Genomic DNA, 24,206 nt, shown 5'->3' on the forward strand with positions numbered 1-24,206 from the left:
GGTCAGGTGGGGATCTCCTGCCACGTCCTGGTGTCGGAGCTGGTCTCGACAGCGGCGAGCACGCGCTGCACCTGGAGTCCGTCGGCGAACGTCGGCGTCGGCTCGGTGCCGTCGCCGAGCGCTCGGACGAGGTCGACGACCTGGTGGGTGAAGCCGTGCTCGTAGCCGAGGCCGTGGCCCGGGGGCCACCAGCCGGCCACCCACGGGTGCTCGGGCTCGGTGACGACGATCCGGCGGAAGCCGCCCTCGGCGGCCGGCAGGGTCGCGTCGTGGAAGTGCAGGACGTTCATGTCCTCGAAGTCGAAGGCCAGGCTGCCCTTCGACCCGTTGATCTCGATCCGGATCGCGTTCTTGCGGCCGGTGGCGAAACGGGTGGCCTCGAAGGAGCCGACCGCTCCCCCGGCGAACCGAGCCAGGAACACCGCGGCGTCGTCGACGGTGACCGGACCGCGCTCGGCCCCGGCGGTGGCGGAGAGCCCGGATGAGGTCTCGGCCACGGGACGTTCCTTGACGAAGGTCTCCAGCATCCCGGAGACCTCCAGGATCCGGTCGCCGGTGATGTGCTGGGTCAGGTCGATGACGTGCGCGCCGATGTCGCCGAGCGCACCCGAGCCGGCCTTCGTCTTGTCGAGGCGCCAGCTCAGCGGGGTCTCGGGGTCGGCCAGCCAGTCCTGGAGATACTGCGCACGCACGTGGTGGAGCTCCCCGAGACGACCGTCGGCGACCAGCTTCCGGGCCAAGGCGATGGCGGGCACCCGGCGGTAGGTGAACCCCACCATCGCCCGCACTCCACGCTCGGCGGCCACCGCGGCGGCCTCGGCCATCCGCTCGGCCTCGGCCACGCTGTTGGCCAGCGGCTTCTCGCAGAGCACGTGCTTGCCGGCCTCGAGCGCGGCGATCGCGATCTCCGCGTGGGTGTCGCCGGGCGTGCACACGTCGACCAGGTCGACGTCGTCGCGGGCGATCACGTCGCGCCAGTCGGTGACGCTCTCCTCCCAGCCGAACCGGGTGGCGGCCTCCGCCACGCGGGTCGCGTCACGGCCGCAGAGAACCTGCATCCGCGGGGTCAGGGGAAGGTCGAAGAAGCGGTGGGCACTGCGCCAGGCGTGGGAGTGGACGGCACCCATGAAGGCATAGCCGATCATCCCCACCCCGAGCGTGGCGTTCTGCTCGGTCATCGGAACTCGATCCTGTGTTTCGGTGGTGTCGCTCCGCGCCCGAGCGCGGAGCGATCTTGCGGTCTGGCTGGGTCGGGCTCGATCAGGACTCGAATGCCGTGTCGAGGAACTCGCCCACGTTCTCCTCGGTGACCACCGGCGCGTCCAGCTGGATGGTTCGCGGCACGGTCACCTCGACCAGGTCGGACATCGCCTTGTCCTGCACCAGGAGCCGGGCGAGCTTGATGCCGTCCGCGGCCTGCGTGGAGGGGTAGATGACCGTCGCCTTGAGGACGCTGTCACCGGACTCGATCTCGCGCATCGCGTTCGCCGAGCCGGCGCCGCCGACCATGGTGAACTCGTCGCGGCCGGCATTGTTGATCGCAGCGAGGACGCCGACGCCCTGGTCGTCGTCGTGGTTCCACAGGAAGTCGATCTTCGGGGCCGCCTGCAGCAGGTTGCCGGCGGCCTTCTCGCCACCCTCGACGGTGAAGTCGGCGGCGACCCGGTTGTCGACGTCGAGGCCGCACTCGCCCAGCGCGTCCTTGAAGCCTTGGCTCCGGTCCTGGGTCAGGGGCAGCGAGTCGATGCCGGCGATCTCCGCGACGATGGCGTTCTCGTTGCCGTCGGCCTGCTCGCAGACGTACGTCCCGGCCGAGACGCCCATGCCGTAGTTGTCGCCGAGCACGGTGACGCGGGCGGCGTTGGGGTCGTTGAACTCACGGTCCACGTTGATGACCGGGATGCCGGCCTCCATCGCCTTGAGCGCGACCGGCGTCATCGCGGCGCCGTCGAAGGGCAGCAGCACGATGGCGTCGACCTTGTCGTTGATGAAGGTCTCGACCTGGCTGATCTGCAGGCTGACGTCGTTGGTTCCCTCCGCCAGGCGAAGCTCGACGTCCTCGTAGGAATCGGCGGCTGCCTTGGCCTGCTCGCTGATCGCGCCCATCCAGCCGTGGTCGGCGGCGGGGGCCGAGAAGCCGATGACGACCTGGTCGCCCGCTTCGTCGTTGGAGCCGGCCTCGGCGTTGGACGTACCCCCGCCCTTGTCGGACTCCTCGGGGGTGTTGCTGATGCACGCCGAGAGGGCAAGCACCGAGAGGCCGGCGACGACGATTTTTGCTGTGGACTTCAGTTTCATGGAAGTGCTCCTAGATCGTGCGAGGTGGAGAAGGGATTGGTCCGAGACCCGAGGACGGCTGGCTGGACGGCGTAGGGCGGTCATGACCCGGGCTGTCGTGAGAACCGCTTCTGCAGCAGCACGGCGGCGATGATGATCAGGCCCTTGGTGAATGCCTGAGCCGAGATCGAGAGGTTGTTGATCACGAACACGTTGGTGAGGGTCATGAAGATCAGCACACCGAAGACGGTGCCGACGATGGTGCCGCGCCCGCCGGAGAGCAGGGTGCCGCCGATGACGACCGCGGCGATGGCGTCGAGCTCGTAGAGCTGGCCGTGGGTGGCGCTGCCGGTCGTGGTGCGGCTGACCAGCATGACCGCCGCGATGCCGCAGCAGAGACCCACGAGCACGTAGAGGAGCACGGTGTGGCGGCGTACGTTGATGCCGGCCAGGCGCGAGGCCTCCGGGTTGCCGCCGATGGCCAGGGTGCGCCGGCCGAAGGTGGTGCGGTTGAGCAGCACCCAGCCGATCACGGCCACGATGGCGAAGATCCAGATCAGCACCGAGACCCCGAGCACGTCGCGGGAGAGCGCATCGGTGAAACCCGGCACGCTGACGATCTGGGTCTTGCGGGCAGAGATGATCTCGGCCAGACCCCGGGCACTGGCCATCATGGCCAGCGTCGCGATGAACGGCACCACCCCGCCGTACGCCACCAGCAGGCCGTTGATCAGACCGGCGCCCGCGCCGACCAGGAGCGCCGTGGTGACGATGAAGATCCAGTGGTAGTCGTTGGCCATCGCCTGCGTGGACAACGTCGTGCACCAGACCGAGGAGAGCGCGACGAGCGCGCCCACCGAGAGGTCGATGCCACCGCCGGTGATGACGAACGTCATCCCGATGCTGACCACGCCGATCACCGCCGCGAGGCGCAGGATCGTCATCACGTTGTCGACCGAGGCGAACCGTTCACCGCCCGTGATGACGCCGACCAGGGCCAGCAGCGCCAGCGCGAGGACCAGGCCCAGGTTGTGGCCCGCGCCGCTGCGCAGCAGCTGGCCGAGACCACCGGGCTCGGCCCGGCGGGCCGCCTCCTTCTCGACCCGAGCCGTGTCCTCCTGGGCCACAGCAGCGTTCGTCGGGTTGGTGTCGCTCATGCGACCTCTCCTTCCATCACGAGGTCCAGGACCTTCGACTCGTCGATCTCGGTGGCGGGTCCCTCGTGGACGACGGAGCCCTCGCTGATGACGAGGACCCGGTCGGCGAGACCGAGCACCTCCTCCACCTCGCTGGACACCACGACCACGGCGACACCTTCGTCGGCCAGGCGGCGGACGAGGTTGTAGATCTCGGTGCGCGCCCCGACGTCGACGCCCCGGGTGGGCTCGTCGAGGAGCAGCACCTTGCAGTCGCGCAGCAGCCAACGGGCGAGCACGACCTTCTGCTGGTTGCCGCCCGACAGGTTGCGGACCGGCCGGTCCACCCCGGCCGGACGTACGTCGAGCGAGCGGCTGAGCTCCTCGGCGGCGCGGCGCTCGGCGCCGCTGTCGAGGAAGCTGCCCTTGGAGAACCGGCTCAGGGACGAGACGGTCACGTTGCGGTAGACCGCCTGGTCCAGCAGCAGCGCCTGGCTCTTGCGCTCCTCGGGAGCCAGGCCGATCCCTGCGGCCACCGCGGCACGCACCGAGCCACGGCGCAGGCGACGGCCGTTGACGGTGACCGTGCCCGCGCTGGAGCGGCGGGCGCCGTAGACCGTCTCGAGGATCTCCGAGCGGCCAGAGCCGACCAGGCCGGCCAGACCGACGATCTCGCCGGCGTGGACGCGGAGATCGATGTCGTGGAAGCGGTCACCGGACAGGCCGGTGGCCTCGAGCACCGGCGTGCCGTCCCGACCGGGTGCGATCGCGGGGCGCTCGGGGAAGACGTACTCGATCTGGCGGCCAGTCATCAGCGTGATCAGGTCCCGGGTCGGGGTCTCCTCGACCGGGAGCCCGGTGGCCACGGTGCGGCCATCCTTGAGGACCGTGATCCGGTCGCCGATCTGGCGGATCTCCTCGAGGCGGTGGGAGATGTAGATGATCGCGACGCCCTCCGCGGTGAGGCCGCGCATCACCCGGAAGAGGTTGTCCACCTCCTCCTGGTCGAGGACCGCCGACGGCTCGTCGAGGATGAGCAGGCGGGTGTCGTGGGACAGCGCCCGGGCCATGCTGACGATCTGCTGTCCGGCCGGCGAGAGGTCGCCGACCAGCTTGTTCGGGTCGACCTCGCTGTGGCCGAGCCGAGCCAGGAGCGTACGCACCAGCTGGGTCGCCTCGCCGCGGCGGCTGAACCCGGCCGTGGCGAGCTCGTGGCCGAGGAAGATGTTCTCGGTGACGGTGAGCCCGGGCACCAGGTCGAGCTCCTGGTAGATCGTCGAGATGCCGCGCTTCATGGCGGCGACCGGCGTGGTCAGCCGGACCGGCTCGCCATCCCAGAGGATCTCCCCCTCGTCGGGCTGGTACGCCGCCGAGAGCACCTTGATGAGGGTCGACTTGCCGGCGCCGTTCTGCCCGAGCAGGCAGTGCACCTCCCCCGCGCGGACGTCGAGGTCGACGCCGCCGAGGGCGAGCACGCCGGGGAACCGCTTCACGATCCCGGTCATCTCGAGCAGTACGTCACCCCCGTCTGCGCTGGCGGCGGGGCCGTCCGGCGACGGCTTCGGGGTCTGGGTCATCGGGTTCCTCCGTGCAGGTCGGCGAGAGCGGTGGGGTCGGAGAGCACCGGCTCCAGGGAGACCAGTGCGCCGCCGCGTACCGCGGCGGTCGGGCCGAAGGCGGAGATCGCGACCCGGGTGCCACCGGCACGCGGCGCGAGGACGTCCGCGGCGAGCCGCGCCTCGACGGCCGGGCGCAGCCACTCGCCGAGCACGGCGTAGTAGCCGCTGAGCACCACGGTGCCGGGGTTGAGCGTGTTGACCAGGACGGCGGCGCCGGTGCCGAGCCACGTCCCGACCTCGTCCAGCGCGGCCAAGGTGCGGCCGTCGGCGAGCCTGGCCCGCTCGACCAGGGTGGCGAGCCGCTCCTCCAGGGTCAGCACGGGGTCGCGAACCGGGTCGTCGGGGTCCGTGGCCGCCTCGAGCAGCGCCCGCAGGCCGACGACGGTCTCCCAGCAGCCGGCGCGGCCGCAGCCGCAGCGGCGCCCGCGAGGGTCGATCGGGAAGTGGCCGATCTCGCCGGCCCAGCCGTGCCGCCCCGGGGCCACTCGGCCACCGCTGACGATCGCGCCGCCCAGGCCGACCTCGCCGTAGAGCACCACCATGTCGGCGCGGTCGGCGTCGGCGGGGTCGAGCTCGGCGGTGGCGGCGAGGGTGGCCTCGTTGGCCACGCGCACCGGTGGCACCGGCGCGGCTGTGGCGGCCAGCCGGAGGCGTACCTCCTCGGCGGCGTCGATGTCGCGCCAGCCGAGGTTGGGGGCGAGCGTGACGCGCTGGGTGGCGGTGTCGACGAGGCCCGCGACGCCGACGGTGATACCCGCGACGGTGGCGCCGGCGGTCCGTGCCTCGGCGAGGGCGTCCTCGACGAGACCCGCGAGCTCGGCCAGCACGCCCTCGGGCGGAAGGCGCCGGCCGTCGATGCCGCGGCGGAACTCGGCGATCACCGTCCCGGCGAGGTCGACGGCGACGACGGCGAGGTGGTCGACGTTGATCTCCGCACCGATCCCGCACACCGAGCTGCCGACGAGCCGGACCTGGACGCCGGGGCGGCCGGCGCCGCGGCGGTCGGCGTCCTCGCAAGTGACCAGCCCGAGCTCGACGAGCTCCTCGATCAGTCCGGTCGCAACCGTGCGGGTCAGCCCGGTCTCCTCGGCCAGGCGCCCGCGCGAGCGCGGGCCACGGTCGCGGAGCGACCGCAGGAGCAGCCCCATCCGCGCGGTCCGGACGGCGGCCGGGTCGGCGGTGGCGGAGACCCGCACGGTGATGTCTGCGTCGCGCACGGTTGCCTCCTGTCCGGGGTGGGTCGCCCATCGTGGGCAGCCTGTGATGGCAGTCACAGAATTCGGTGACTGAGAGACAAACTAGTGACCTTTCTCACGTTGTACAACCCTTTCGCGGCGGTTTCTGCAAAGTTTCTGTCGAACTTTGAAAAGTGATTGGACAAAGTAGCCGAAAGGGGCACCCGACCAGAGTTGGCCGAATGCCCCTTTCAGGGTCGATCGCGAGGGTCACTCGCTGGGTGCGATCACCACCTCGTCGGTGCCGGTGAGCGCCGGGATGTCGCCGTCACCGGGGTCGGTGTACTCCGCCACGAAGACGGCGTTCAGGTCGTCCTGCCCGGGGTCGTGGCCACCGGGGACGGTCGTCACGATCGAGCCGCTGCAGCCGTTCGCGGTGGACTGCGGGTGCCCGTGCTCGTCGTGGCCCAGGACGTACGTCACCGAGACCCGGTCGCAGTCCACAGCCTGGTCGTCGGTCACCTCGACCTGGAACTGGACGGTGTCACCGAAGTGGAACGCCTCGCCGGGCGCCGGGCTGGTCGTCAGGGTCACCACCGGAACGTCGTTGCCGACGATCACGTCGACGTCCGCCGAGGCGTGCTTGCCACGACCCGCCTTGCCCTTGTCGGTGACGGTCAGGGTCGCACGGTAGGCCCCCGGCTCGTCGTAGGTGTGGGTGGCGGTCTTCCCGGTGGCGTCGAAGGTGCCGTCACCGTCGAAGTCCCACTGGTAGACGAGGCGGTCGCCGTCAGGATCGGTCGTCCCGGCACTGTCGAAGGCGACGGTCAGCGGCGGCTGACCGGCGGTCTTGTCGGCGCTGATGACCGGCTTCGGGCTGTGGTTGCCGGTGCGGGCGATGTAGTCGATCCGGGAGACCTGGGCCTCCTCGTTCTCGCTGAAGAACCCATCGCCGTACTCGAGCATGTAGAGCGAGCCGTCCTTGCCGAACTCCAGGTCCATCACGTTGTCCGTGGCGAACGAGGAGAGGACTGACTCGATCCCGGTCAGGTTCCCGTCGGCGTCCAAGCGCATGCCCTTGATGTAGTCGCGGGTCCACTCGGCGAGCAGCGGGACGCCGTCGTAGTACTGCGGCCACGCACCAGACCGCGGCCCGGACGCCACGGACTTCTTGAAGTCGTACACGGGGCCCGCCATCGGCCCGATGCCGCCCTGCGTACCGAGCTCGGGGAACTCCTCGGACTGGCCGTAGGAATACCACACGGTCGGCTGGGTGACCGGCGGCAGCTGGGTCAGACCCGTGTTGTGCCGAGAGTCGTTGACCGGGGCGTCACAGTCGAACGCCGGCCCTGAGGTCCCGGTCGCGAAGTCGTAGTCACGGTAGGGCAGCTCGGCGGTCGCGCACAGCGGCCAACCGTAGTTGGCCGGCTCCGTGACGACGGTCCACTTGCCCTGGCCGGCAGGCCCGCGCTCCGGGTTCGCGGCGGAGGCGTCGGGCGAGTAGTCGGCCACGAAGACGCGGTCGGTCTGCGGGTCGATCTCGATCCGGAACGGGTTGCGCAGGCCCATCGCGTAGATCTCCGGACGGGTCTTGGGCGTGCCCTTCTTGAAGAGATTGCCCTTCGGGACGGTGTAGCCGCCCGAACGTCCCGGCTTGATCCGGACGAGCTTGCCGCGCAGGTCGTTGGTGTTGGCGGCCGTACGCCTCGCGTCGAAGGCCGGGCTGCGGTTCTCGCGGTCGTCGAGCGGGGCATACCCGTCAGACTGGAACGGGTCGGTGTCGTCGCCGGTGGCGAGGATCAGGTTGCCCGCGGAGTCGAAGACGATGTCGCCGCCGACGTGGCAGCAGCGCCCCCGGTCCACCGGTACGTCGATGATCTGCTGCTCGGTGGACAGGTCGATCTTGCCGCCGGCGAACTTGTAGCGCGAGAGCCGGATCGCACCCTTGAAGGGCTCGAAGTCGGCGGGCGTGCCGTACTCGGGGGCGTCACCCTCGTTGACGTCCGGCGTGGCCGGATCGTCGACGGGGGTGTTCATCGGCGGTGAGTAGTAGACGTAGACCCACTTGTTGGTCCGGCCGTTGTATCCGGGGTCGAGCGCGATGCTCTGCAGGCCCTCCTCGTCGTGCTGGTAGACGTCGAACTGGGCTGCGACGCTGTTGACGCCGGTGTCGGCGTCGTTGAGCCACACCTTCCCGGCGCGGGTGGTGTGGAGGACGTCCCCGTCGGGCAGGACCGCGAGGTCCATCGGCTCACCGGGGCGGTCGTTGAGGGTCACCTTCTCGAAGTCGGTGTCAGGCGGCGGGGCAGCCGTGGGGGCCGCGTCCGCGGACGTCGTGAGGGGGAGAACCAGGAGGCCGGAGACCACGGTGGTGGCGACGCTCCAGAGGGTGAATCTGCGCACGGTCCATCTCCTTCTCTCGCTGCATGGGAGGGGAGCGAGATCGTCCGCGAACGTATCGATGTGACGCCGGTCACGTCAAGTGACTTGCGTACTTTCGCAAGATGATTTCGAAAGATGGGACGTTAGTCCGCCTCTGAGGTGGCCCGGGAGCCGGGTCTACGCCTCTCCGCTGCTGGGCGCGTACACCGAGGCGCTGATCAGGTGGGCGGCCCCGATGACGCCGCCCTCGTCACCCAGCTCGCTGAGCACGATCGGGAGGTTGCCGGTCGCCAGCGGCAGCGAGCGACGGTAGGTCACGCTGCGGATCTCGGCGAGCAGGCCATGGCCCAGCTTGCTGACCCGGCCGCCGATGACGATCAGGCCGGGGTTGAAGAACGAGACCAGGCTGGCCAGGACCTGGCCGATGCGGTGTCCGCTCTCCCGGATGAGCTGGACCGCCTGGGCATCGCCACGGGCCACTGCGATGGCGATGTCCTCGGCGCTCAGCTCGCCCTTCTCCGCGAGCAGCTCGGCCAGCACGGGCGAGCGTCCGGAACGGGCCGCGGCGAGCGCCTCGCGAGCGAGCGCCGCCCCTCCTGAGAACGCCTCCAGGCAGCCGGTGTTGCCGCAGGCGCAGGTGGGCCCGAAGTCCTCGACGCGGATGTGGCCGATGTCGCCGGCGCAGCCGTCGACGCCGCGGTAGAGCTCCCCGTCGACGACGATCCCGCAGCCGATGCCGGTGCCGATCTTGACGTAGAGGAAGTCACGAGCGGTCCGGGCGACGCCGGCGTGCTGCTCCCCCGCCGCGAGGACGTTCACGTCGTTGTCGAGCACGACCGGGCAGCCCAGCTCCCGGGCGACCGCGTCGCGCACCGGGTAGCCGTCCCAGCCCGGCATGATCGGCGGGGACACCGAGACGCCGCGGTGGAAGTCGACCGGCCCGGGTACGCCGACGCCCGCGCCCATCGGCTCGGTGACGTCGTGCTCGTCCAGAAGGGCGCGTACCTCGTCGAGCGCGGTCGCGAGCACCTTCTCCGGGCCGCTGCGGATGTCGCACGCCCGGGTGCGGGTGGCGATCACCGACAGCCGGCCGTCGGTGAGGCCCACCGACATGCTGGTGGCGCCGATCGAGATGCCGACGAACCGGATGTCCGGCGCGAGGTCGACCAGGGTCGAGCGCCGGCCGCCCCGGGAGGCCGCCGGCCCGACCTCGTGGGCCATGCCCAGCTCGGTGAGGCGACCGACCTCGGCCGCGATCGTGGTGCGGGAGACGTTCAGCCGGTCAGCGAGCTGAACCCGCGACAGCGGGCCCTCGTCACGGAGCTGGGCGAGCAGTCGTGCCTGCATGGAGGTCTCGGCCCGGCCGGCGAGTGAATGGCGCATACCGGCGATCCTGCCATGTGGCACAGGGAGTTAGCCCAGGAGCGCGTCGACGAAGGCCTCAGGGGTGAACGGGGCCAGGTCGTCGGGGCCCTCACCGAGGCCGACGAGCTTGACCGGAACACCGAGCTCGCGCTGCACGGCGACGACGATGCCACCCTTGGCGGAGCCGTCGAGCTTGGTGAGGACGATGCCGCTGACCGCGACGGCCTCGCTGAAGACGCGGGCCTGGATGAGGCCGTTCTGGCCGGTGGTGGCGTCGAGGACGAGCAGCACCTCGGTGACCGGGGTCTGCTTCTCGATCACGCGCTTGACCTTGCCGAGCTCGTCCATCAGGCCGGCCTTGTTCTGCAGCCGGCCGGCGGTGTCGACGATGACGGTGTCGACGCCGGTGTCGAGGCCCTCCTTGACCGAGTCGAAGGCGACGCTGGCCGGGTCGGTGCCCTCCGGGCCGCGTACGACCTCGACGCCGACGCGCTCGCCCCAGGTGGTCAGCTGCTCGGCGGCAGCGGCACGGAAAGTGTCGGCGGCACCGAGGACGACCTTGCGGTCCTCGGAGACCAGGATGCGGGCGAGCTTGCCGGTGGTGGTGGTCTTGCCGGTGCCGTTCACGCCGACCATCAGCACCACGCCGGGAGCGCCGTCGGCGCCGCTGACCTGGAGCCGGCGGTCCATGCCGGGGTCGACCAGCTTGATCAGCTCGTCACGCAGCGCCGCCTTGACGTCGGACTTGCCGCCCTCGACGCGCAGCCGGGTGCGCAGCCCCTCGACCAGCTCCTGGGTCGGGGTGACGCCGATGTCGGCGGTGAGCAGCAGATCCTCGATGGACTCCCAGGTGTCCTCGTCGAGCTTGTCGGACGAGAGCAGGTTGAGCAGCCCGCGACCCAGCGCGTTGGAGCCGGCCAGGCGCTGGCGCAGCCGCACCAGACGGGAGGCGGTGCTCTCCGGCTTCTCGATGACCGGCGCGGCGGGCTCCGCCGGCACCGTCTCCGGCTCGGCCTCCCCGACCGTCGGCTCCTCCGGGCGGGTGATGACATCGGTCCCCGCCTGGGTCGGCAGCGAACGCTCCTTGCGGCGCCGGGTGCTGGTGACCAGACCGGCGATGCCGCCGCCGATGATCGCGACAGCGGCGACCGCGATGATGACGATGAGGGTGACCATGTCCATGGGCCTCATCCAATCAAACTAGGCGTTCTTTTCCGTAGTTCCTGGCTTGCGCTCACCGAGCAGCTCGGTGAGACGGTCCTCACGGCGGGTCTGCAGGCGCGTGGCCGGGCTGAGCGTGGGGGCCGTGTCGACGGCCCGCTCCATCGCCTTGCCGAGCTTGGTGGCGTACGGCATCTTCTGTCCGCGGTGGGGGAAGACCGTGTAGACGATCACGAGTCCGGCCAGCGCGACGATGACGAACATCGCCACGAAGATGACAAGGATGGTCGTCACTGGCTCGGCCAGCCCCCTTCTGGATACTCACGGACGGCGTCCACCCTCGCACACCTCGCCCCCGGAGCACACAACGGCACGCGCGGGCACGCGCGCCCGCGCCCGGGGTGTCCCGTCGTACGGCGCGGGATCTCGACAACGTACACCGGGCCGGTAGTGTTTCACGGCATGAGGATCATCGGGACAATGATGGTCCGGGACGAGGTCGACATCGTCGCCGCGATGATCGAGCACCACCTGGACCAGGGTGTCGACACGTTGATCGTCACGGACAACGCGTCGGTCGACGGCACCACCGAGGTACTCGAGCGCTACGCCGCCACGGGACGGGTCGAGCTCCACCACGACCCCGTCCACGAGAAGCAGCAGGGCAAGGTCGTCACCTCGATGGCCCGACGTGCCCGCACCCACTTCCGCGCCGACTGGGTCCTCAACCTCGACGCCGACGAGTTCCTGGTGCCCAAGGACAAGGGCCTGACCGTACGCCAGGCGCTCGAGGCCACTCCCCTGTCGCTGAACGCGTTCACCGTCGAGGTCGAGAACCTCGTCGGCCCGCCCGCATGGACCGGCGGCGGCATCAATCGGCTCCAGTGGCGCGACCGGCGCTCCGACGAGCGCCTCGAGGCGGTCGGGCTCCACGCGCATCCGACGCCCAACGCGATCCACCGCGGCGAGTCGGACATCAAGGTCGTCCAGGGCAACCACTTCGTCTCGCTGATGAGCAACGGCCAGCCGCCCGACGAGGTCGCACTCGAGGTGCTCCACCTCCCCTGGCGCTCCTGGGCCCAGCTCGAGCGCAAGGTGATCAACGCCGGCAAGGGCTACGAGGCCAACCCCGACCTGAAGCCGAGCCCGCGCCACCACGGGATGCGCGACTACCAGCGCTACCTGAGCGGCACCCTGCAGGACGCCTACCTCGCGCGCACGCCGACCCGGGCCGAGCTCGCCGCAGGCGCCTTCTCCGGGGACTACTCGTTCGACGACTGGCTGACCTACCACCTGCACATCGTGCTCGGCCGCGCGCTCGTCCTCGACCTCATGCGTGACGTGCTCGACCCCGAGAACGACAAGGCCGTGCCCGACGACGAGCACGCTCTTGGTGCCGAGCGCGGCCGGGCCGCACTGGCGGCCGAGCCCTACATCCCACCCCGCACCAGCTGAAACTCTCTTCTCAGGAGGACCTGTCTTGCCCACCTTCAGGGGCGCCGTACGCCGCGGCCTCGCCGCCGCAGGTCTGCAGACCGTCCGTGCCGCCGATGCCGAGGCCGCGCGCCTGCACGACCGGATCGACGAGCTCAAGCAGCGCAACCAGAAGCTGCGTACGAAGGTGGAGGGGCTGCAGGGCGACCGAAACCGCACCACCGCGGTGCCGGCCATCCCGGGCCTGGACCGGCTCGAGCTGCGTCGCGAGCAGGTGCTCGCCGGGGTCAAGCCCGACGCCCTGATCCTGGAGATCGGCCCCGCGCACAACGCGATCCTGCCCAAGCGGGACGGCTATGACGTACGCATCGTCGACTATCTCGACCGCGAGGGTCTGGTTCAGCGCTACGCTGGTTTCTCCCAGTACGACCCCGATGACATCGAGGAGGTCGACTACGTCTTCCGGCCGGGAACTCCCTGGTCAGACGTGATCCCGGAGCGCTTCGACCTCGTCGTCGCCTCCCACGTCATCGAGCACACCACCTCGATGATCGACTTCATCAACGAGTGCGAGAAGCTGCTCAACCCCGAAGGCGTGCTCGCCCTCGTCATCCCCGACCACCGCTACTGCTTCGACCGCTTCCGCGAACGCGCCTCGCTCTCGCGGGTCATCGACGCCTCGCTCTACCCGTCGTCGGTGCACACCATGGGCGCGGTCATCGAGGAGCGGCTCAACGCCGCCAAGCACGGCGGCATCACCGCCTGGGGTCCGCGCCACAAGGGCGACTACACCTTCGCTCACGCCCTGGAGGCCGTGAAGGCAAGTGGCGAGGAGGCCCGGCGCGGGGATCGCTACATCGACACCCACAACTGGGTCTGCACCCCCAACCACCTCCGCCTGCTGCTCCAGGACCTCGCCGACCTCGGCTTCATCTCGATGCGGGAGACGTCCTTCCACGACACGGTCAAGCACGAGTTCTTCATCAACCTCTCCCCCACCGGCGAAGGCACCGGCCTCACCCGCGAGGAGCTCGTAGTCCTGGCCGACGACGAGCGCCGCGTTCTCGACCAGGCAGTCTTCGAGAAGTAGCCGAGGCGTCACTCCCGTCGGCCGAGACGTCAGCCCGGTCGGCCGACTCGGCACTGCCGTGACGTCTCGACCGACGTAAGTGACGTTTCGGCCGACGTACGTGACGTTTCGGCCGACGTACGTGACGCCTCGGCGGGTCAGCGGCGACGGAACTCGCGGAGGGCGAGGGCGGCGGCGAGGCCTACGACGACGCCGAGGAGGGTCTCGGCGAGGCGGGACCAGAGCAGGGCGTCGACGGGCTGCGGGTGGCCGAGCTGGACCATCAGCAGCGAGAGCGGGGTGATGGCGACGAGGGCGAGGCCGTAGTGACGCCCGACGAGCAGCTCGGTGATCCCTTGGAGCGCGGCGACGACCACCGCGACGACGAGGGCGGGGAGCGATACCGAGAGCAGCACCGCTGCCAGGACCAGGCCGACCAGGGTGCCGGCCACGCGCTGCAGCCCGCGGGTCGTCTGCGCCAGCAGCCCGGTGACGCCGAACGGCACCGCCGCAGCCACCATCGCCCAGTAGGTGTGACTGAGCCCGAGCGCGGTGGAGATCGTGCCGGCGACCACGACCGCGACGACGACCGCGGTCGCGTGGTCGAGGCGTACCTCACCGCGGCTGGCCTCGACCGAGGCTCCGCTGCCGACCAGCCGCTCCTCGAGCAGCCCGAGGAGCACGGCGACCAGGGCCGCGGCGGCTGCTACGCCGACGGCCACCCAGACACCCGACAGGGTCACCGGGAGCGCGGCACACGTCGCCACCGCGAAGACCGGGAACATCGGTCCCGGCGGCCGCAGCACGAACCGGTCCGAGAGCATCGACCCGGCCGCGGCCCATACCGCGGCGACGGGAATGACGAGCCAGGCCCGGTGCGGGGAGGTCGCGACGAGTGCGCCGCACAGGACCGCGGCACACATCAGCGCCCCGGCGGCAGTCTGGGTCCGCCAGCGTCCTCGCAGCGGCTGGCGGCCACCGTAGATGGAGGCGAAGGTGCCGAAGCAGGCGTACGCGGCCAGCTCGATGTGTCCGATCCCGGCCAGTGCCACCAGCCCGACCAGCAGCGTCGCGCTCGCGCGCCACGCGGGCGAGCGGCTTCCTGGCGCCGGTGAGATCCGGATCGACTCCTGCATCAACCGCTCGAGCCGGCTCCGGTCGCTGGCCAAACCGTCTCCCCCATGCCGTGGTGCCGTCATCGCTTCAGACACCATACGGCCACCTGGGCGAACCCAGATGGTCCGGAGCGCTCAGCCCAGCCGGCGTCGCAGCTCGGGGACGCCGGCTCCCTTGAGGTCCTCGAGCACCTCGCGCCTTCCGGCCATCGCCATGACGAGATCGAGCAGGCGGCCGTTGACCTCGGGGCCGTCGCCGGTCACGAACTCGGCGTCGACCGCTCGGAGCCGGAGTCCCTCGACCAGCGACTTGCTGTTGACCGCGAAGTCCTTGGTGGCGAAGAACCTGGCGACCGCAGCGAGCCCTTCGGGGTCGGGATCGTGCCGGATGCCGAGGGGCCGCCGGATGTCCTCGCCGTGCACGACCATCTCCCCCAGCCCGCCGACGCTCTCCGTCCGCGGCAGCCGGATGGGCCCGATCACGGCGTACATCTCGAGCGTCTCCTCCGGCGAGGATCCGCGGAACTCCTCGAGCCGCCTGCGGTTGTGTACGTCCGGATCGAACCGCGCCCCGATCATGCTGCGCAGCCAGGCCGGGAACGAGAGTCGTGAGGCCGCACCGAGGTGCGACACCACCTCCTCCGCGTCCCACTCCCCGCAGAGGGTGGCCGAGCGCCACTGCTCGGGCGAGAGCGACCTCAGGTCATCGACTAGTGCGTCCCGTTCGCGCAGCTGGATCACCGACAGCTTCGTCATGCGGACACTCTGACAGGTCGCTAGGAGCGGTCACGCTTGGCGCGCTCCTCGAGCGCGATGTCGAGGAGGGATCGGGCGCGGGCGTCGAAGCCGTGGTCGCGGTGGATGCGGGCGGCCTCGGCGCGGATGTGCTCGTCGGTGCCGAAGACGACCGAGGGGTCGGGCATCGAGGACCATTTCACCAGGTCATCGGGGGTCTCGTAGACCTGCACGGTGTCACCGAACACCTCGCGGAGGCCGACGACGTCGTCGGAGATGACCCGGGCACCGGAGGCGACGGCGTCGAAGAGCCGGTTGGAGATGAAGCCGTAGTCGCGCATGTCGGCCCAGTGGTCGTTGAGCACGACCCCGGCGGCCCGGTACTCGGCGCCGAGCCGGGTGTTGGACATGAACTGGGCCTTGACGTAGTGGCGCGGGATGTAGGGCTCCCAGCCGTGGCCGTAGACCGACAGAGGCAGTCCTGCCGAGACCGCATCGTGGATGATCGGGCGCTCGACGTCGCGCGAGGTGCCGACGAAGAGCACCGCGTGACCGGAGTCGGGCAGCGCCCGGTCGGGGTTGAACAGCTCGGGGTCGGTGGCCTGTAGCAGCGGGTCGATGCGGATGCCCCACCGTGCCGACATCCGCTCGGCCCAGATCGGCCCGGCTGCCAGCAACCGGTCGAACGAGGCTGCTTCGGCGCGGGTGACCGCGTCGGGGTGGGAGATCACCCAGCCGATGTTGATCCGGCCGTCGGGCGCCGGGAAGTAGCGCGAGAGACCGCGCAGAGTGACCACGACGTCGTCGTCGAGCGCGCTCGGCCGCTCCCACTCGTAGTGGTGGTCGACGACCGCCGACTGGCCGAGCCTACGCAGCGATCGGGCCAGCGCGCGGGCGAAGTGGGTGTCGCCCCACCGCTCGCCCTCCGGCGCTCCTGGCGCGGAGATCTTGATCGACCAGCGGAGCTGCGGGACGCCCTCGACGACCGAGGCGCGCGGCATCGGGGCGAGGATCGGGCGAGTGGCGGCGTACGTCTTCGCAGGGCCGGTCGGGTTCCCGGCCGCCGCGCGGCCGACGACCTGGTAGCCGCAGGCCGCCCAGGCGGCCACGTCGTCGCGAGGCTCGGTGCGCCCGGCCCACCGGTCGAGGTAGATCAGCCGGTTGCGCGGCGCGCGGGCGAAGCGACCCTTCGACTTCGACTCGTGGTGGACGACCTCGGAGGAGGTCACGACCCGGAACGAGCCCGGACGCAGCGCGGCGAGCCGGTGGCACAGGTCGACGTCCTCCATGCCGTTGGTGAAGATCGGGTCGAACCCCTCACATGCGACGACGTCGCGGTAGCGCATCACCAGCGCCGCGCCGGTGAGTGCGGAGAACGGGTGGCCGTCGAGACCGGCGGCGTCCTCGGGCGGGTACTCGGCGAGCATGTTGTAGGGCAGCCCGCCGTAGGGCGGGAAGACGACCCCGGCCGACTGCACCGACCCGCTCGGGTAGAGCAGCAGCGGCTGCGCCGCGAGCACCTCGGGGTCCTCGAGAGCCGACACCAGCGGCTCCAGCCAGCCGGCCAGGGCCGTGGTGTCGTTGTTGAGGAAGACCACGGTCTCGCCGGTGACGTACGGGATGGCGAGGTTGTTGCCGAGCGCGAAGTTGTGGTTGACGGTGCTGTGGACCACCTTCACCTCGGGGAACCGCAGCGGCAGCGAGTCGAGCACCGCCGAGACGCGGGCCGAGGAGCCGTTGTCCCAGACCACGATCTCGAGCCGCTTCTCCCCCGCGCCGTGCTCCATCACGGCCTCTACCGCGTCCACGGTCAGCAGCGAGTCGTCGTAGGTGGGGATGACGACCGAGACCACGTCGGGGTCAGGGGTGCGCGAGCCGAGCGCGTTCCAGTCGATGAAGGTCCGGTTGCGTACGACGTCCTCCCACGACTCGAGGTCGAAGGGGTCGAGCGGAAGCCGGTCCTGGCGCGGGCGGCGCGGGTTGATGCCCTGACGCCGCTCGACGCCGACCTCGGGCACGACCTCGACGGTGGCCTTGGAGGTCAGCCGCAGCGCGAGGTCGTAGGCCCAGCCGAAGCCGATGTCGTCACGGGGACCGCCGATCTCCGCCAGCAGCGGCGCGGAGAACAGCAGTCGCGAGAGCAGGGTCCGCATCAGCGGACCGGGCACGTCAGTCCCCGGCGAGGCCGGAGGTACGTCGACGGCGAACCGCTGCTCCTCCTGCCAGGGACGCTCCAGGACGTCGGCGACCAGCGGCCTCCCGGCCGCCTCGGCCACCGAGACCAGCCGCGCGAGACGGCCGGGCGTCCAGACGTCTCCCCCAGCGACGTACGCGACGAAGTCGCCGCTCACCTGCGAGAACGCCGCGACCACACCGGGCTCGCCGCGGTCCGGGTCGCCGAGCACCACCCGGGCGCCAGGGGTGACCTCAGGGATGACCTCGGCGACCGACGGGGTCAGGCCGCGGTCGATGACGATGATCTCGGTGCTCACCCCGGTCTGGGCGGCGACGCCGTCCAGCGTCGCGCGGGCGAGCTCGTCGGAGGCGCCCAGATCGACGATGACGGTGACCGTGCCTGCCGGCTCACGACCAGCCAGCGGGGCAGGGGCGCGGTCGATGTCCGGCCGCCAGGTCTTCGGGCCGCCCTGACGGGCCTGCCACTCCGCGCGCCGGTCGCGGATCCAGTCGCGCAGGTCGGGGAACCGGCCGTCGACCTGCTCCAGCCAGTCGTTGGCGCGGCGTCCGTTGCGGGCGCCGCGGTCGACGTAGTGACCGATCGCGCCGCCGTAGAAGTTCTCGGTCTTGCGCCGCTCGGTGTAGCCGTCGGTGTCGAAGAGCGGGTGCGTCGGCTGCAGCCACAGCTCGGCGCGCAGCCAGTAGAGGAACGGGTCCTGGTCGCCCATCTGCTTGCGCAGCCGCGGGGTCAGCCGCGCGAGGAAGAACTCCGGGTCGAAGAGCGGGCTGGGCTGCGCCAGCGGCTTGGCCGGGTCCTGCTCGAGATAGTGCCGGGCGGCCCGTTTGCGGTCGAGGCGCTGACCGACCTGCTCGGCGTACCACTCGTGGTCGAACAGCGGGCAGTCGACGAGCAGACGTACGTCGTCGGCCCGGCTGTAGAGGGGCGAGTCGTTGTAGACCTTGCGAGCAAGATCTCGCCCCCTGCGCAGTCCGCCACGTGCGATGCGCTTCAACTCTTCGTCCACAGAGGTCCCCCAAGACGCTCTAGATCGTGCTACGGCGGTGGATCAGCCTGTCACAGTGCCGGACAACGGTGAATGGCGCCACGCAAGATTTAGCGAGGCGTCACGGTCAGTTCTGCCGCCACAGCGGCATGACCGCCTCCCGGATCTCGTCTGGCATCGGCGTCACCGGACGTGACGCGTCGGTGTTGTCGACGTAGACGTGCACGAACCGGCCCTCGGCGGCGGCCTCCTCGCCCGGCCCCTGGAAGAGCCCGATCCGGTAGATGACCGACGAGCTCCCGACCTTGTCGACGACCAGCCCGGCCTCGACCGGCTCGGGGAACCCGATCTCGCGCAGGTAGCGGCACGAGGTCTCCGCGACGATCCCGATCTTCGGCAGCTTCCGCACGTTCACGCCGGTCGTCTCGAACAGGTAGGCGTTGACGGCGGTGTCGAAGTACTCGTAGTAGGTCGCGTTGTTGAGGTGACCGTACGCGTCGTCGTCGCGCCAGCGGGTGGTGATGGTGCGCCAGTGCACGTAGTCGGCGCGGGTCGGGGCCTTGCGGTCAGGAGTGCTCATCGCCGCTGATCTTAGATCCTAGAGCTCGTCCTCGACCGCACGGACCAGATAGGGCGCCAGCGTCATCGAGAAGGTCGCGGTGATGTGGCTCCGGTCGCGATAGGCCTGCACGTGGCCGACCACCAGGGGACACCGGTCCTCGTCGCAGTAGGCCGCAGAGAGGTCTATCAGCGAAGCGCCCGGCCCTGCCAGGCGAACCGCCTCGGCGAGCGGGTCAGAGGTGGCGTACGCCTCCTGGCGGGTCATCTCGCACGCGCCGGCGTCCGCGAGCGTCTCGATCTCGTCGAGGCAGGTCGCCGCCTCGGGGGTGAGGTACGGGTTGTCTGCGAGCGCGACGATCTTCGTGCCCCGCTCGAGGATCGGCTTCCAGGCCTGCGCGAGCTGGTCGGCGGCCGGGTCCGGCTTGCCGGCCGCGAGGTTCGGATTGCGGCGTTGGGTGACCAGCACGACGTCGTACGCCTCCTGGTCGAGCTGCTCGATCAGCGCCTCGCGGTAGGCGCGGCGCGGGTCACCCGCGGTGGCCGGGAGCAGCCCACCGCCGTTGGCGACCAACGTGTCGACCGACCAACCTGAGCTCTCGGCGACCCGGGTCAGGCCGGGGATCAGCGAAGCGCCGTGCGAGTCACCGACCAGCGCGACCCGGAGCGCATCCGGGTCGTCGGAGCCGAGGTGGCAGACCTTGGGGCGGGCGTCGGCGGCGTACGTCTCGATCTCGGGGAGATAGCACCGGTAGGCCCGGCCGGTGTCATCCTTACGGGCGATCGGCGCAGGGAGAAGCACGCCGTCGAGCTCCGGGTTCCGGCACCCCTCCATCAGGTCGGCGGCACCGAAGCACTCGGTGTCTCCCGATGCGAGCGCCTCAGCCTGGGCGCGACTCTCCTCGACCAGGTTGCGTCCATGCAGGATCCCGGGAACCGCGACGGCGGCGACCAGGGCCGCTCCGAGCACCCCGAAGAGGAGGGCCCGCGGGGTGGTCCCCAGGATCGGTCCGGTGCGGAACGGCGTCTCCACGAACCGGTAGGTCAGGGCCGCGAGGCCGATGGTGACCAGGAGGATCAGCGGCTCGCGGAGCCAGGTGCCGAGCACGGGGCCGGTCTCGGGGAGCACGACCACGAGCGGCCAGTGCCACAGATAGAGCGAGTAGGAGACCGTCCCGATCCACTGCACGACCGGATGGCCGACGACCCAAAGCCCGAGGCCGCGGGGCGCGCCCGCCCAGATGACCAGCGCGGTGCCGACGACCGGCAGCAGCGCCACCCAGCCCGGGAACGGCAGCGAGTCGTTGAAGAGCAGCAGCGCGCCGAGCACCCCGAGCCAGCCGGCCACCGCTGCGTACGGCGCCCAGCGCCCGGGCACGCGCTTGAGGGAGAGCGGCAGCACAGCGACGAGACCGCCGACCGCGAACTCCCAGGCGCGCGCGTAGGTGACGAAGTAGGAGTCGGCGCCGTCCATCGCGGTGACATAGACCGAGGCCGCGAGGCTGACCACGAAGACGGCGAGGAAGACCGCCCGGATCGCCGTCAGCCGCGCCGTCGGCCGTCGCCGGGTCAGGAGCGCCATGGCGACGATCAGCAGCGGCCAGATGAAGTAGAACTGCTCCTCGACCGAGAGGGACCAGTAGTGCTGCGCCGGCGATGGCGGGTCCTCGGCGGCGAGGTAGTCGACCGCGGCCCAGGACAGCTGCCAGTTCTCCACGTAGAACGCGGCCGCGACCGTCTCCCGCAGGAACTGCTGCCACAGCGCCTCCGGCACCAGGACGTACGTCGCCGCCGCACTGCACAAGAGCACCAGCAGCGCCGCCGGAAGCAGCCGCCGGATCCGGCGCGCCCAGAATGCGCCCAGCCGTACCCCGCCGGGCTTGGCGGCCTCCCGCACCAGGTGGGAGGTGATCAGGAAGCCCGAGATGACGAAGAAGACGTCGACCCCGGCATACCCGCCGCGGATCGCCCCCGGCCACAGGTGGAAGAGCACGACACCGAGCACAGCGGTCGTACGCAGCGCCTGGATCTCGAGCCGCTTGTCCCGAACCGGCTGCCCGGCCTGCCCAGGCTGCCCGTCCTTGGCGGGCGCGACGGCGACTGCGGTCACCGGCGCACCCCGCGGACGATCCGGCCCGCCACGCGGCGGGCCTTGCGGACGCCCCGTTCGCCGAAGGTCAGCGGGATCTCGATCCCGTGGCGCGGGCGGCCGTCGAGCTCGACGATCTGAGCACGCTCGCCGATCCGCTCGCCGATGACGTCCTCATGGATGACCACCGGCCCGTCGAACTCGCCCAGCGCGTCGCGGCCCTCGAACCGCATCCGCCAGCGACCGCCCGAGAGCGCGGCGGTCGGCAGCGCGACTTCGAGGCTGCCGGAGGCGAGCTCTGTGGCGTCGTAGTCCAGCGTCCGGCGCCGGCGGTCGTGGAGAAACACGACGCGGAGCCTAGCGGGCCCCACCATCGTGTGAGCCAGGTGCAGGTGCGCGCGGCCGTCGACGAGCGAGAGCGAGGTGGCCGTCACCGGGTCGGTCGCGCCCGAGACCACCCGGCGCAGCAGCTCCGGGCCCTCGTCGAGCGCTGCCATGATCCGGACGAGCCGCCAGCCCGGCGCCTCACCGGCGTCGCCGGCCCTGACCGCCTCGGCGACCGCGGTGAACAGGTCGCGGTGCTTGAGCACCAGGTCGGCGAGGTCGTCCCCGACGAGCGTCTCGTCGCCCAGTGAGATCGTCGCGACGGCGTTGACCAGCGGCCGCTGGAGCGTACGCAGCGGGACCACGCCGCTGTCGGCGACCAGCTGCAGCGTCTCGAGGATGTCGTCGACCGCCCGGTCGCCCCAGCGGACGTCCTCGCCGATCAGCCGGGCGGCGGTCGCCCACTGGCCCGACTCGACCAGCCGCCAGCCCCACCGCTTGTCGCGCTCCAGGTCGTCGACGACGCCGTCGTCGAAGAGCGCCATCAGCTCGGCGACCAGGACCCGCGCCGGCTCGAGCGCGGCTGGGTCGATCGCCGCCATCCCCCGCAGCGCCCGGACGATCGCCATCCAGCCGTCGGCGTCGAAGATCAGCGAGGCGTACTCCGCGCGCACCTGCGGGTCGCCGAGCTCGATGATCCGGCGGGCGCAGCGCAGCTCCTGCTCGAGATAGCTGATGATCCCGGCCGGCGAGTGCGACTTCGCGGTCATCGATCCCGGTCCGGGCCGGTCGCGGTAGACATAGACCGTCTCGGTCACGATGTCGAAGCGGGCCGCGGTCAGCGCGTGGACCATCGGCTCGATGTCGTTGGACCGCGAGGCGTCGGGGAACGAGATCTTGGCCGCGTCCCAGAAGTCGCGCCGGAAGACCCGGTTCCAGCAGGCGCGGTTGCGCAGGGCCGACGGCGCATCGGCCAGCCTCACCAGTGTGCGCTCCTCGTCGAACGCCGGCCACGCCCGCACCGGCCACCAGACCCGGTCGCTGAAGAGCTTGAAGAACCGGCCGACGACCATGTCGGAGCCGGTCTCCCGCGTCTTGCGCAGCATCGCGGCGTACGCCCCGCGGGGCACCAGGTCGTCACCGTCCGCGAACGCGAGGAAGCGGCCGCGCGCCAGCGAGACACCGTGGTTGCGCGCCTGTCCCCCGCCCTTCCCGGGCGAACGGACCACCGTCAGGCGCGGGTCGCGGGCGGCGTACGCCTCGGCGATCTCGAACGTCTCGTCGGTCGAGCCGTCGTCCACGACGATGACCTCCAGGTCCACCGGTTCGGCAGGCGTGGACTGGTCCTCGAGGATCGAGGAGAGCAACTCGCCGACCCACAGGCCGACATCGTGCGTCGGGACGACGACGGAGAGCTCAGGTGTGGTCATCGGGCTGCACCCTCCAGAACGCCGGACAGGTCGTTTGCCAGCCCGTCGAGCAGCCGCAGGTAGTCGCGCGACATGTCATAGGGCGTGTACGCCCGTGTGAACTCATGAGCGGCCCGATGCCGCGACTCCTGCCCGTCCAGGGCCTCCAGGATCGCCGCGGCCAGAGCCACCGGCTCATCAGGTTCCGGCGCGTACGTCACCACCCACGGCTGGTCGGCGAACTGCCGCGCGACCGGGGTGTCCTCGGGGATGAGGGCAGTGCGGCCGAAGGTGCCGGCGGCCAGCAACGAACCGGAGTTGAGGATGCGCCGGTACGGCAGCGCCACGACGTCGCTGGCCCGCATCCAGTCGGAGAAGTCGGCCGTCTCGACGAACCCGAGCCGCTTGACGATGTTGGGCGCCGAGAGCATCGCCTCGACCGTCTCCACGTCGGAGGCGGGCACCACCTTGCCGGCCACGACGAAGGTCAGGTCGGGCACCTGCTCGGCCGCGATCTCCACCGCCCGGCAGAGCACGTCAAGGCCCTTGTACGCCCGGATCTGACCGATGAAGCCGACCGTCGGCACCCCCTGCGGGACCCCGATGCGCTCGCGCGAGGCGGCGTCGTCACCGCCGTCGGGGTAGACGCCGAGGTAGGACGAGTGCGGCAGGTCGACGACCTTGTCCGGCGGGAGCGCGTAGTAGGCCGCGGTCTCCTCGACGGTCGCCGGGTTGAGCTGGATGATCCGGGACGCGTAGCTCGCCAGCGCCTTGGCGACCGCGAGCTCGACATCGACGTAGTCGGCCTCGTGGGCGATCGAGTTGTGCACCGTCCACAGCACGTCGGCGCCACGGTCGCGCAGGCCGCTCAGCACGTCCTCGAACCGGGCCGCGTTGGCCCACGCGTCCTCGAGGCTCTCGCAGCCGGCGGTCACCGGCGAGGTCCAGTGGACGTGGAGCACGTCTCCCCGCCCCATGTGCTCCGCGCGCGCCTCGAGCCGGTGCAGCCCCTGCACTCCTTCGACCACGTCCCAGCCCGCCGCCCGCGGTGCCACGGTGAGCATCGTGAGGTAGGGGTTGCTCCGGTAGTAGGGGAACGACAGCAGGGTCGAAGGCATGTGGGGGGTCCTCAAAGTACTTAACCGTGACGATCCCCCGAACGCCGAGACCACGTCTCGC

General features: G+C 70.7%; 18 protein-coding genes. 2 read left to right on the forward strand and 16 right to left on the reverse strand.

The genetic code is table 11. From position 1 onward, the window contains the following. Positions 1 to 2 precede the first annotated feature (2 nt). From ABZU72_RS17350 to ABZU72_RS17390, 9 genes are all read right to left on the reverse strand, one after another. The gene (locus tag ABZU72_RS17350) at positions 3 to 1,178 is read right to left on the reverse strand and encodes a Gfo/Idh/MocA family oxidoreductase (protein WP_355020076.1); all 1,176 of its coding nucleotides are present in this window, start codon (positions 1,176 to 1,178) and stop codon (positions 3 to 5) included. An 82-nt stretch (positions 1,179 to 1,260) separates the two neighbouring features. Beyond that, the gene (locus tag ABZU72_RS17355) at positions 1,261 to 2,298 is read right to left on the reverse strand and encodes a substrate-binding domain-containing protein (RefSeq protein WP_355020077.1); all 1,038 of its coding nucleotides are present in this window, start codon (positions 2,296 to 2,298) and stop codon (positions 1,261 to 1,263) included. Positions 2,299 to 2,378: 80 nt separating this feature from the next. Continuing rightward, on the reverse strand, positions 2,379 to 3,434 hold the full coding sequence (locus ABZU72_RS17360) for an ABC transporter permease (protein ID WP_355020078.1): 1,056 nt from the start codon (positions 3,432 to 3,434) through the stop codon (positions 2,379 to 2,381). Beyond that, positions 3,431 to 4,990, reverse strand: coding sequence for a sugar ABC transporter ATP-binding protein (locus tag ABZU72_RS17365; RefSeq protein WP_355020079.1), 1,560 nt, complete (start codon positions 4,988 to 4,990; stop codon positions 3,431 to 3,433). Before ABZU72_RS17365 ends, ABZU72_RS17360 begins: the two co-directional genes overlap by 4 nt. Continuing rightward, positions 4,987 to 6,249, reverse strand: coding sequence for an ROK family transcriptional regulator (locus ABZU72_RS17370; protein WP_355020080.1), 1,263 nt, complete (start codon positions 6,247 to 6,249; stop codon positions 4,987 to 4,989). Before ABZU72_RS17370 ends, ABZU72_RS17365 begins: the two co-directional genes overlap by 4 nt. A gap of 228 nt (positions 6,250 to 6,477) precedes the next feature. After that, complete coding sequence (locus ABZU72_RS17375) at positions 6,478 to 8,610, reverse strand: PQQ-dependent sugar dehydrogenase (RefSeq protein ID WP_355020081.1); 2,133 nt, start codon at positions 8,608 to 8,610, stop codon at positions 6,478 to 6,480. A 156-nt stretch (positions 8,611 to 8,766) separates the two neighbouring features. Next, the gene (locus ABZU72_RS17380; protein WP_355020082.1) at positions 8,767 to 9,972 is read right to left on the reverse strand and encodes an ROK family transcriptional regulator; all 1,206 of its coding nucleotides are present in this window, start codon (positions 9,970 to 9,972) and stop codon (positions 8,767 to 8,769) included. A 30-nt stretch (positions 9,973 to 10,002) separates the two neighbouring features. Next, positions 10,003 to 11,136: a signal recognition particle-docking protein FtsY gene (gene ftsY, locus ABZU72_RS17385; RefSeq protein ID WP_355020136.1), complete on the reverse strand. Its 1,134-nt coding sequence runs from the start codon at positions 11,134 to 11,136 to the stop codon at positions 10,003 to 10,005. 18 nt (positions 11,137 to 11,154) lie between these two features. Next, on the reverse strand, positions 11,155 to 11,409 hold the full coding sequence (locus ABZU72_RS17390) for a hypothetical protein (protein WP_355020083.1): 255 nt from the start codon (positions 11,407 to 11,409) through the stop codon (positions 11,155 to 11,157). Between the two features lie 168 nt (positions 11,410 to 11,577). On the opposite strand from ABZU72_RS17390, the gene ABZU72_RS17395 reads away from it, so the two are divergent. Together ABZU72_RS17395 and ABZU72_RS17400 are read left to right on the forward strand one after the other, a co-directional pair. After that, entirely contained in the window at positions 11,578 to 12,570 is a 993-nt protein-coding gene (locus tag ABZU72_RS17395) for a glycosyltransferase family 2 protein (RefSeq protein WP_355020084.1), read from the forward strand. Positions 12,571 to 12,595: 25 nt separating this feature from the next. After that, positions 12,596 to 13,639 (forward strand): methyltransferase domain-containing protein, encoded by a 1,044-nt coding sequence (locus ABZU72_RS17400; RefSeq protein ID WP_355020085.1) that lies wholly within the window; start codon positions 12,596 to 12,598, stop codon positions 13,637 to 13,639. Between the two features lie 137 nt (positions 13,640 to 13,776). Here ABZU72_RS17400 and ABZU72_RS17405 read toward each other — a convergent pair whose 3' ends face one another. From ABZU72_RS17405 to ABZU72_RS17435, 7 genes are all read right to left on the reverse strand, one after another. Continuing rightward, positions 13,777 to 14,787 (reverse strand): FUSC family protein, encoded by a 1,011-nt coding sequence (locus tag ABZU72_RS17405; protein ID WP_355020086.1) that lies wholly within the window; start codon positions 14,785 to 14,787, stop codon positions 13,777 to 13,779. 81 nt (positions 14,788 to 14,868) lie between these two features. After that, complete coding sequence (locus ABZU72_RS17410; RefSeq protein ID WP_355020087.1) at positions 14,869 to 15,489, reverse strand: maleylpyruvate isomerase family mycothiol-dependent enzyme; 621 nt, start codon at positions 15,487 to 15,489, stop codon at positions 14,869 to 14,871. Between the two features lie 20 nt (positions 15,490 to 15,509). Beyond that, a complete protein-coding gene (locus ABZU72_RS17415) occupies positions 15,510 to 18,656 on the reverse strand; it encodes a glycosyltransferase (protein ID WP_355020088.1) in 3,147 nt (1,048 codons plus the stop codon). 118 nt (positions 18,657 to 18,774) lie between these two features. Then, positions 18,775 to 19,227: a thioesterase family protein gene (locus ABZU72_RS17420; protein ID WP_355020089.1), complete on the reverse strand. Its 453-nt coding sequence runs from the start codon at positions 19,225 to 19,227 to the stop codon at positions 18,775 to 18,777. Positions 19,228 to 19,245: 18 nt separating this feature from the next. Continuing rightward, positions 19,246 to 21,315: an acyltransferase family protein gene (locus ABZU72_RS17425; protein WP_355020090.1), complete on the reverse strand. Its 2,070-nt coding sequence runs from the start codon at positions 21,313 to 21,315 to the stop codon at positions 19,246 to 19,248. Then, positions 21,312 to 23,048, reverse strand: a complete 1,737-nt coding sequence (locus ABZU72_RS17430) for a glycosyltransferase family 2 protein (RefSeq protein ID WP_355020091.1) — start codon at positions 23,046 to 23,048, stop codon at positions 21,312 to 21,314. The genes ABZU72_RS17425 and ABZU72_RS17430 overlap by 4 nt, the downstream gene beginning before the upstream one ends. Continuing rightward, complete coding sequence (locus ABZU72_RS17435; RefSeq protein ID WP_355020092.1) at positions 23,045 to 24,145, reverse strand: glycosyltransferase; 1,101 nt, start codon at positions 24,143 to 24,145, stop codon at positions 23,045 to 23,047. Before ABZU72_RS17435 ends, ABZU72_RS17430 begins: the two co-directional genes overlap by 4 nt. Between the last annotated feature and the right edge of the window lie 61 nt (positions 24,146 to 24,206).

It is taken from the genome of Nocardioides sp. NPDC004968, from assembly GCF_040608935.1.
Classification (GTDB): Bacteria; Actinomycetota; Actinomycetes; order Propionibacteriales; family Nocardioidaceae; genus Nocardioides.

Bases quoted from the DNA above. Each gene is read 5' to 3' on its own strand.
- ABZU72_RS17350 (WP_355020076.1), bottom strand. From the start codon at position 1,178: ATGACCGAGCAGAACGCCACGCTCGGGGTGGGGATGATCGGCTATGCC.
- ABZU72_RS17355 (WP_355020077.1), bottom strand. From the start codon at position 2,298: ATGAAACTGAAGTCCACAGCAAAAATCGTCGTCGCCGGCCTCTCGGTG.
- ABZU72_RS17360 (WP_355020078.1), bottom strand. From the start codon at position 3,434: ATGAGCGACACCAACCCGACGAACGCTGCTGTGGCCCAGGAGGACACG.
- ABZU72_RS17365 (WP_355020079.1), bottom strand. From the start codon at position 4,990: ATGACCCAGACCCCGAAGCCGTCGCCGGACGGCCCCGCCGCCAGCGCA.
- ABZU72_RS17380 (WP_355020082.1), bottom strand. From the start codon at position 9,972: ATGCGCCATTCACTCGCCGGCCGGGCCGAGACCTCCATGCAGGCACGA.
- ftsY (WP_355020136.1), bottom strand. From the start codon at position 11,136: ATGGACATGGTCACCCTCATCGTCATCATCGCGGTCGCCGCTGTCGCG.
- ABZU72_RS17395 (WP_355020084.1), top strand. From the start codon at position 11,578: ATGAGGATCATCGGGACAATGATGGTCCGGGACGAGGTCGACATCGTC.
- ABZU72_RS17410 (WP_355020087.1), bottom strand. From the start codon at position 15,489: ATGACGAAGCTGTCGGTGATCCAGCTGCGCGAACGGGACGCACTAGTC.
- ABZU72_RS17420 (WP_355020089.1), bottom strand. From the start codon at position 19,227: ATGAGCACTCCTGACCGCAAGGCCCCGACCCGCGCCGACTACGTGCAC.
- ABZU72_RS17430 (WP_355020091.1), bottom strand. From the start codon at position 23,048: ATGACCACACCTGAGCTCTCCGTCGTCGTCCCGACGCACGATGTCGGC.
- ABZU72_RS17435 (WP_355020092.1), bottom strand. From the start codon at position 24,145: ATGCCTTCGACCCTGCTGTCGTTCCCCTACTACCGGAGCAACCCCTAC.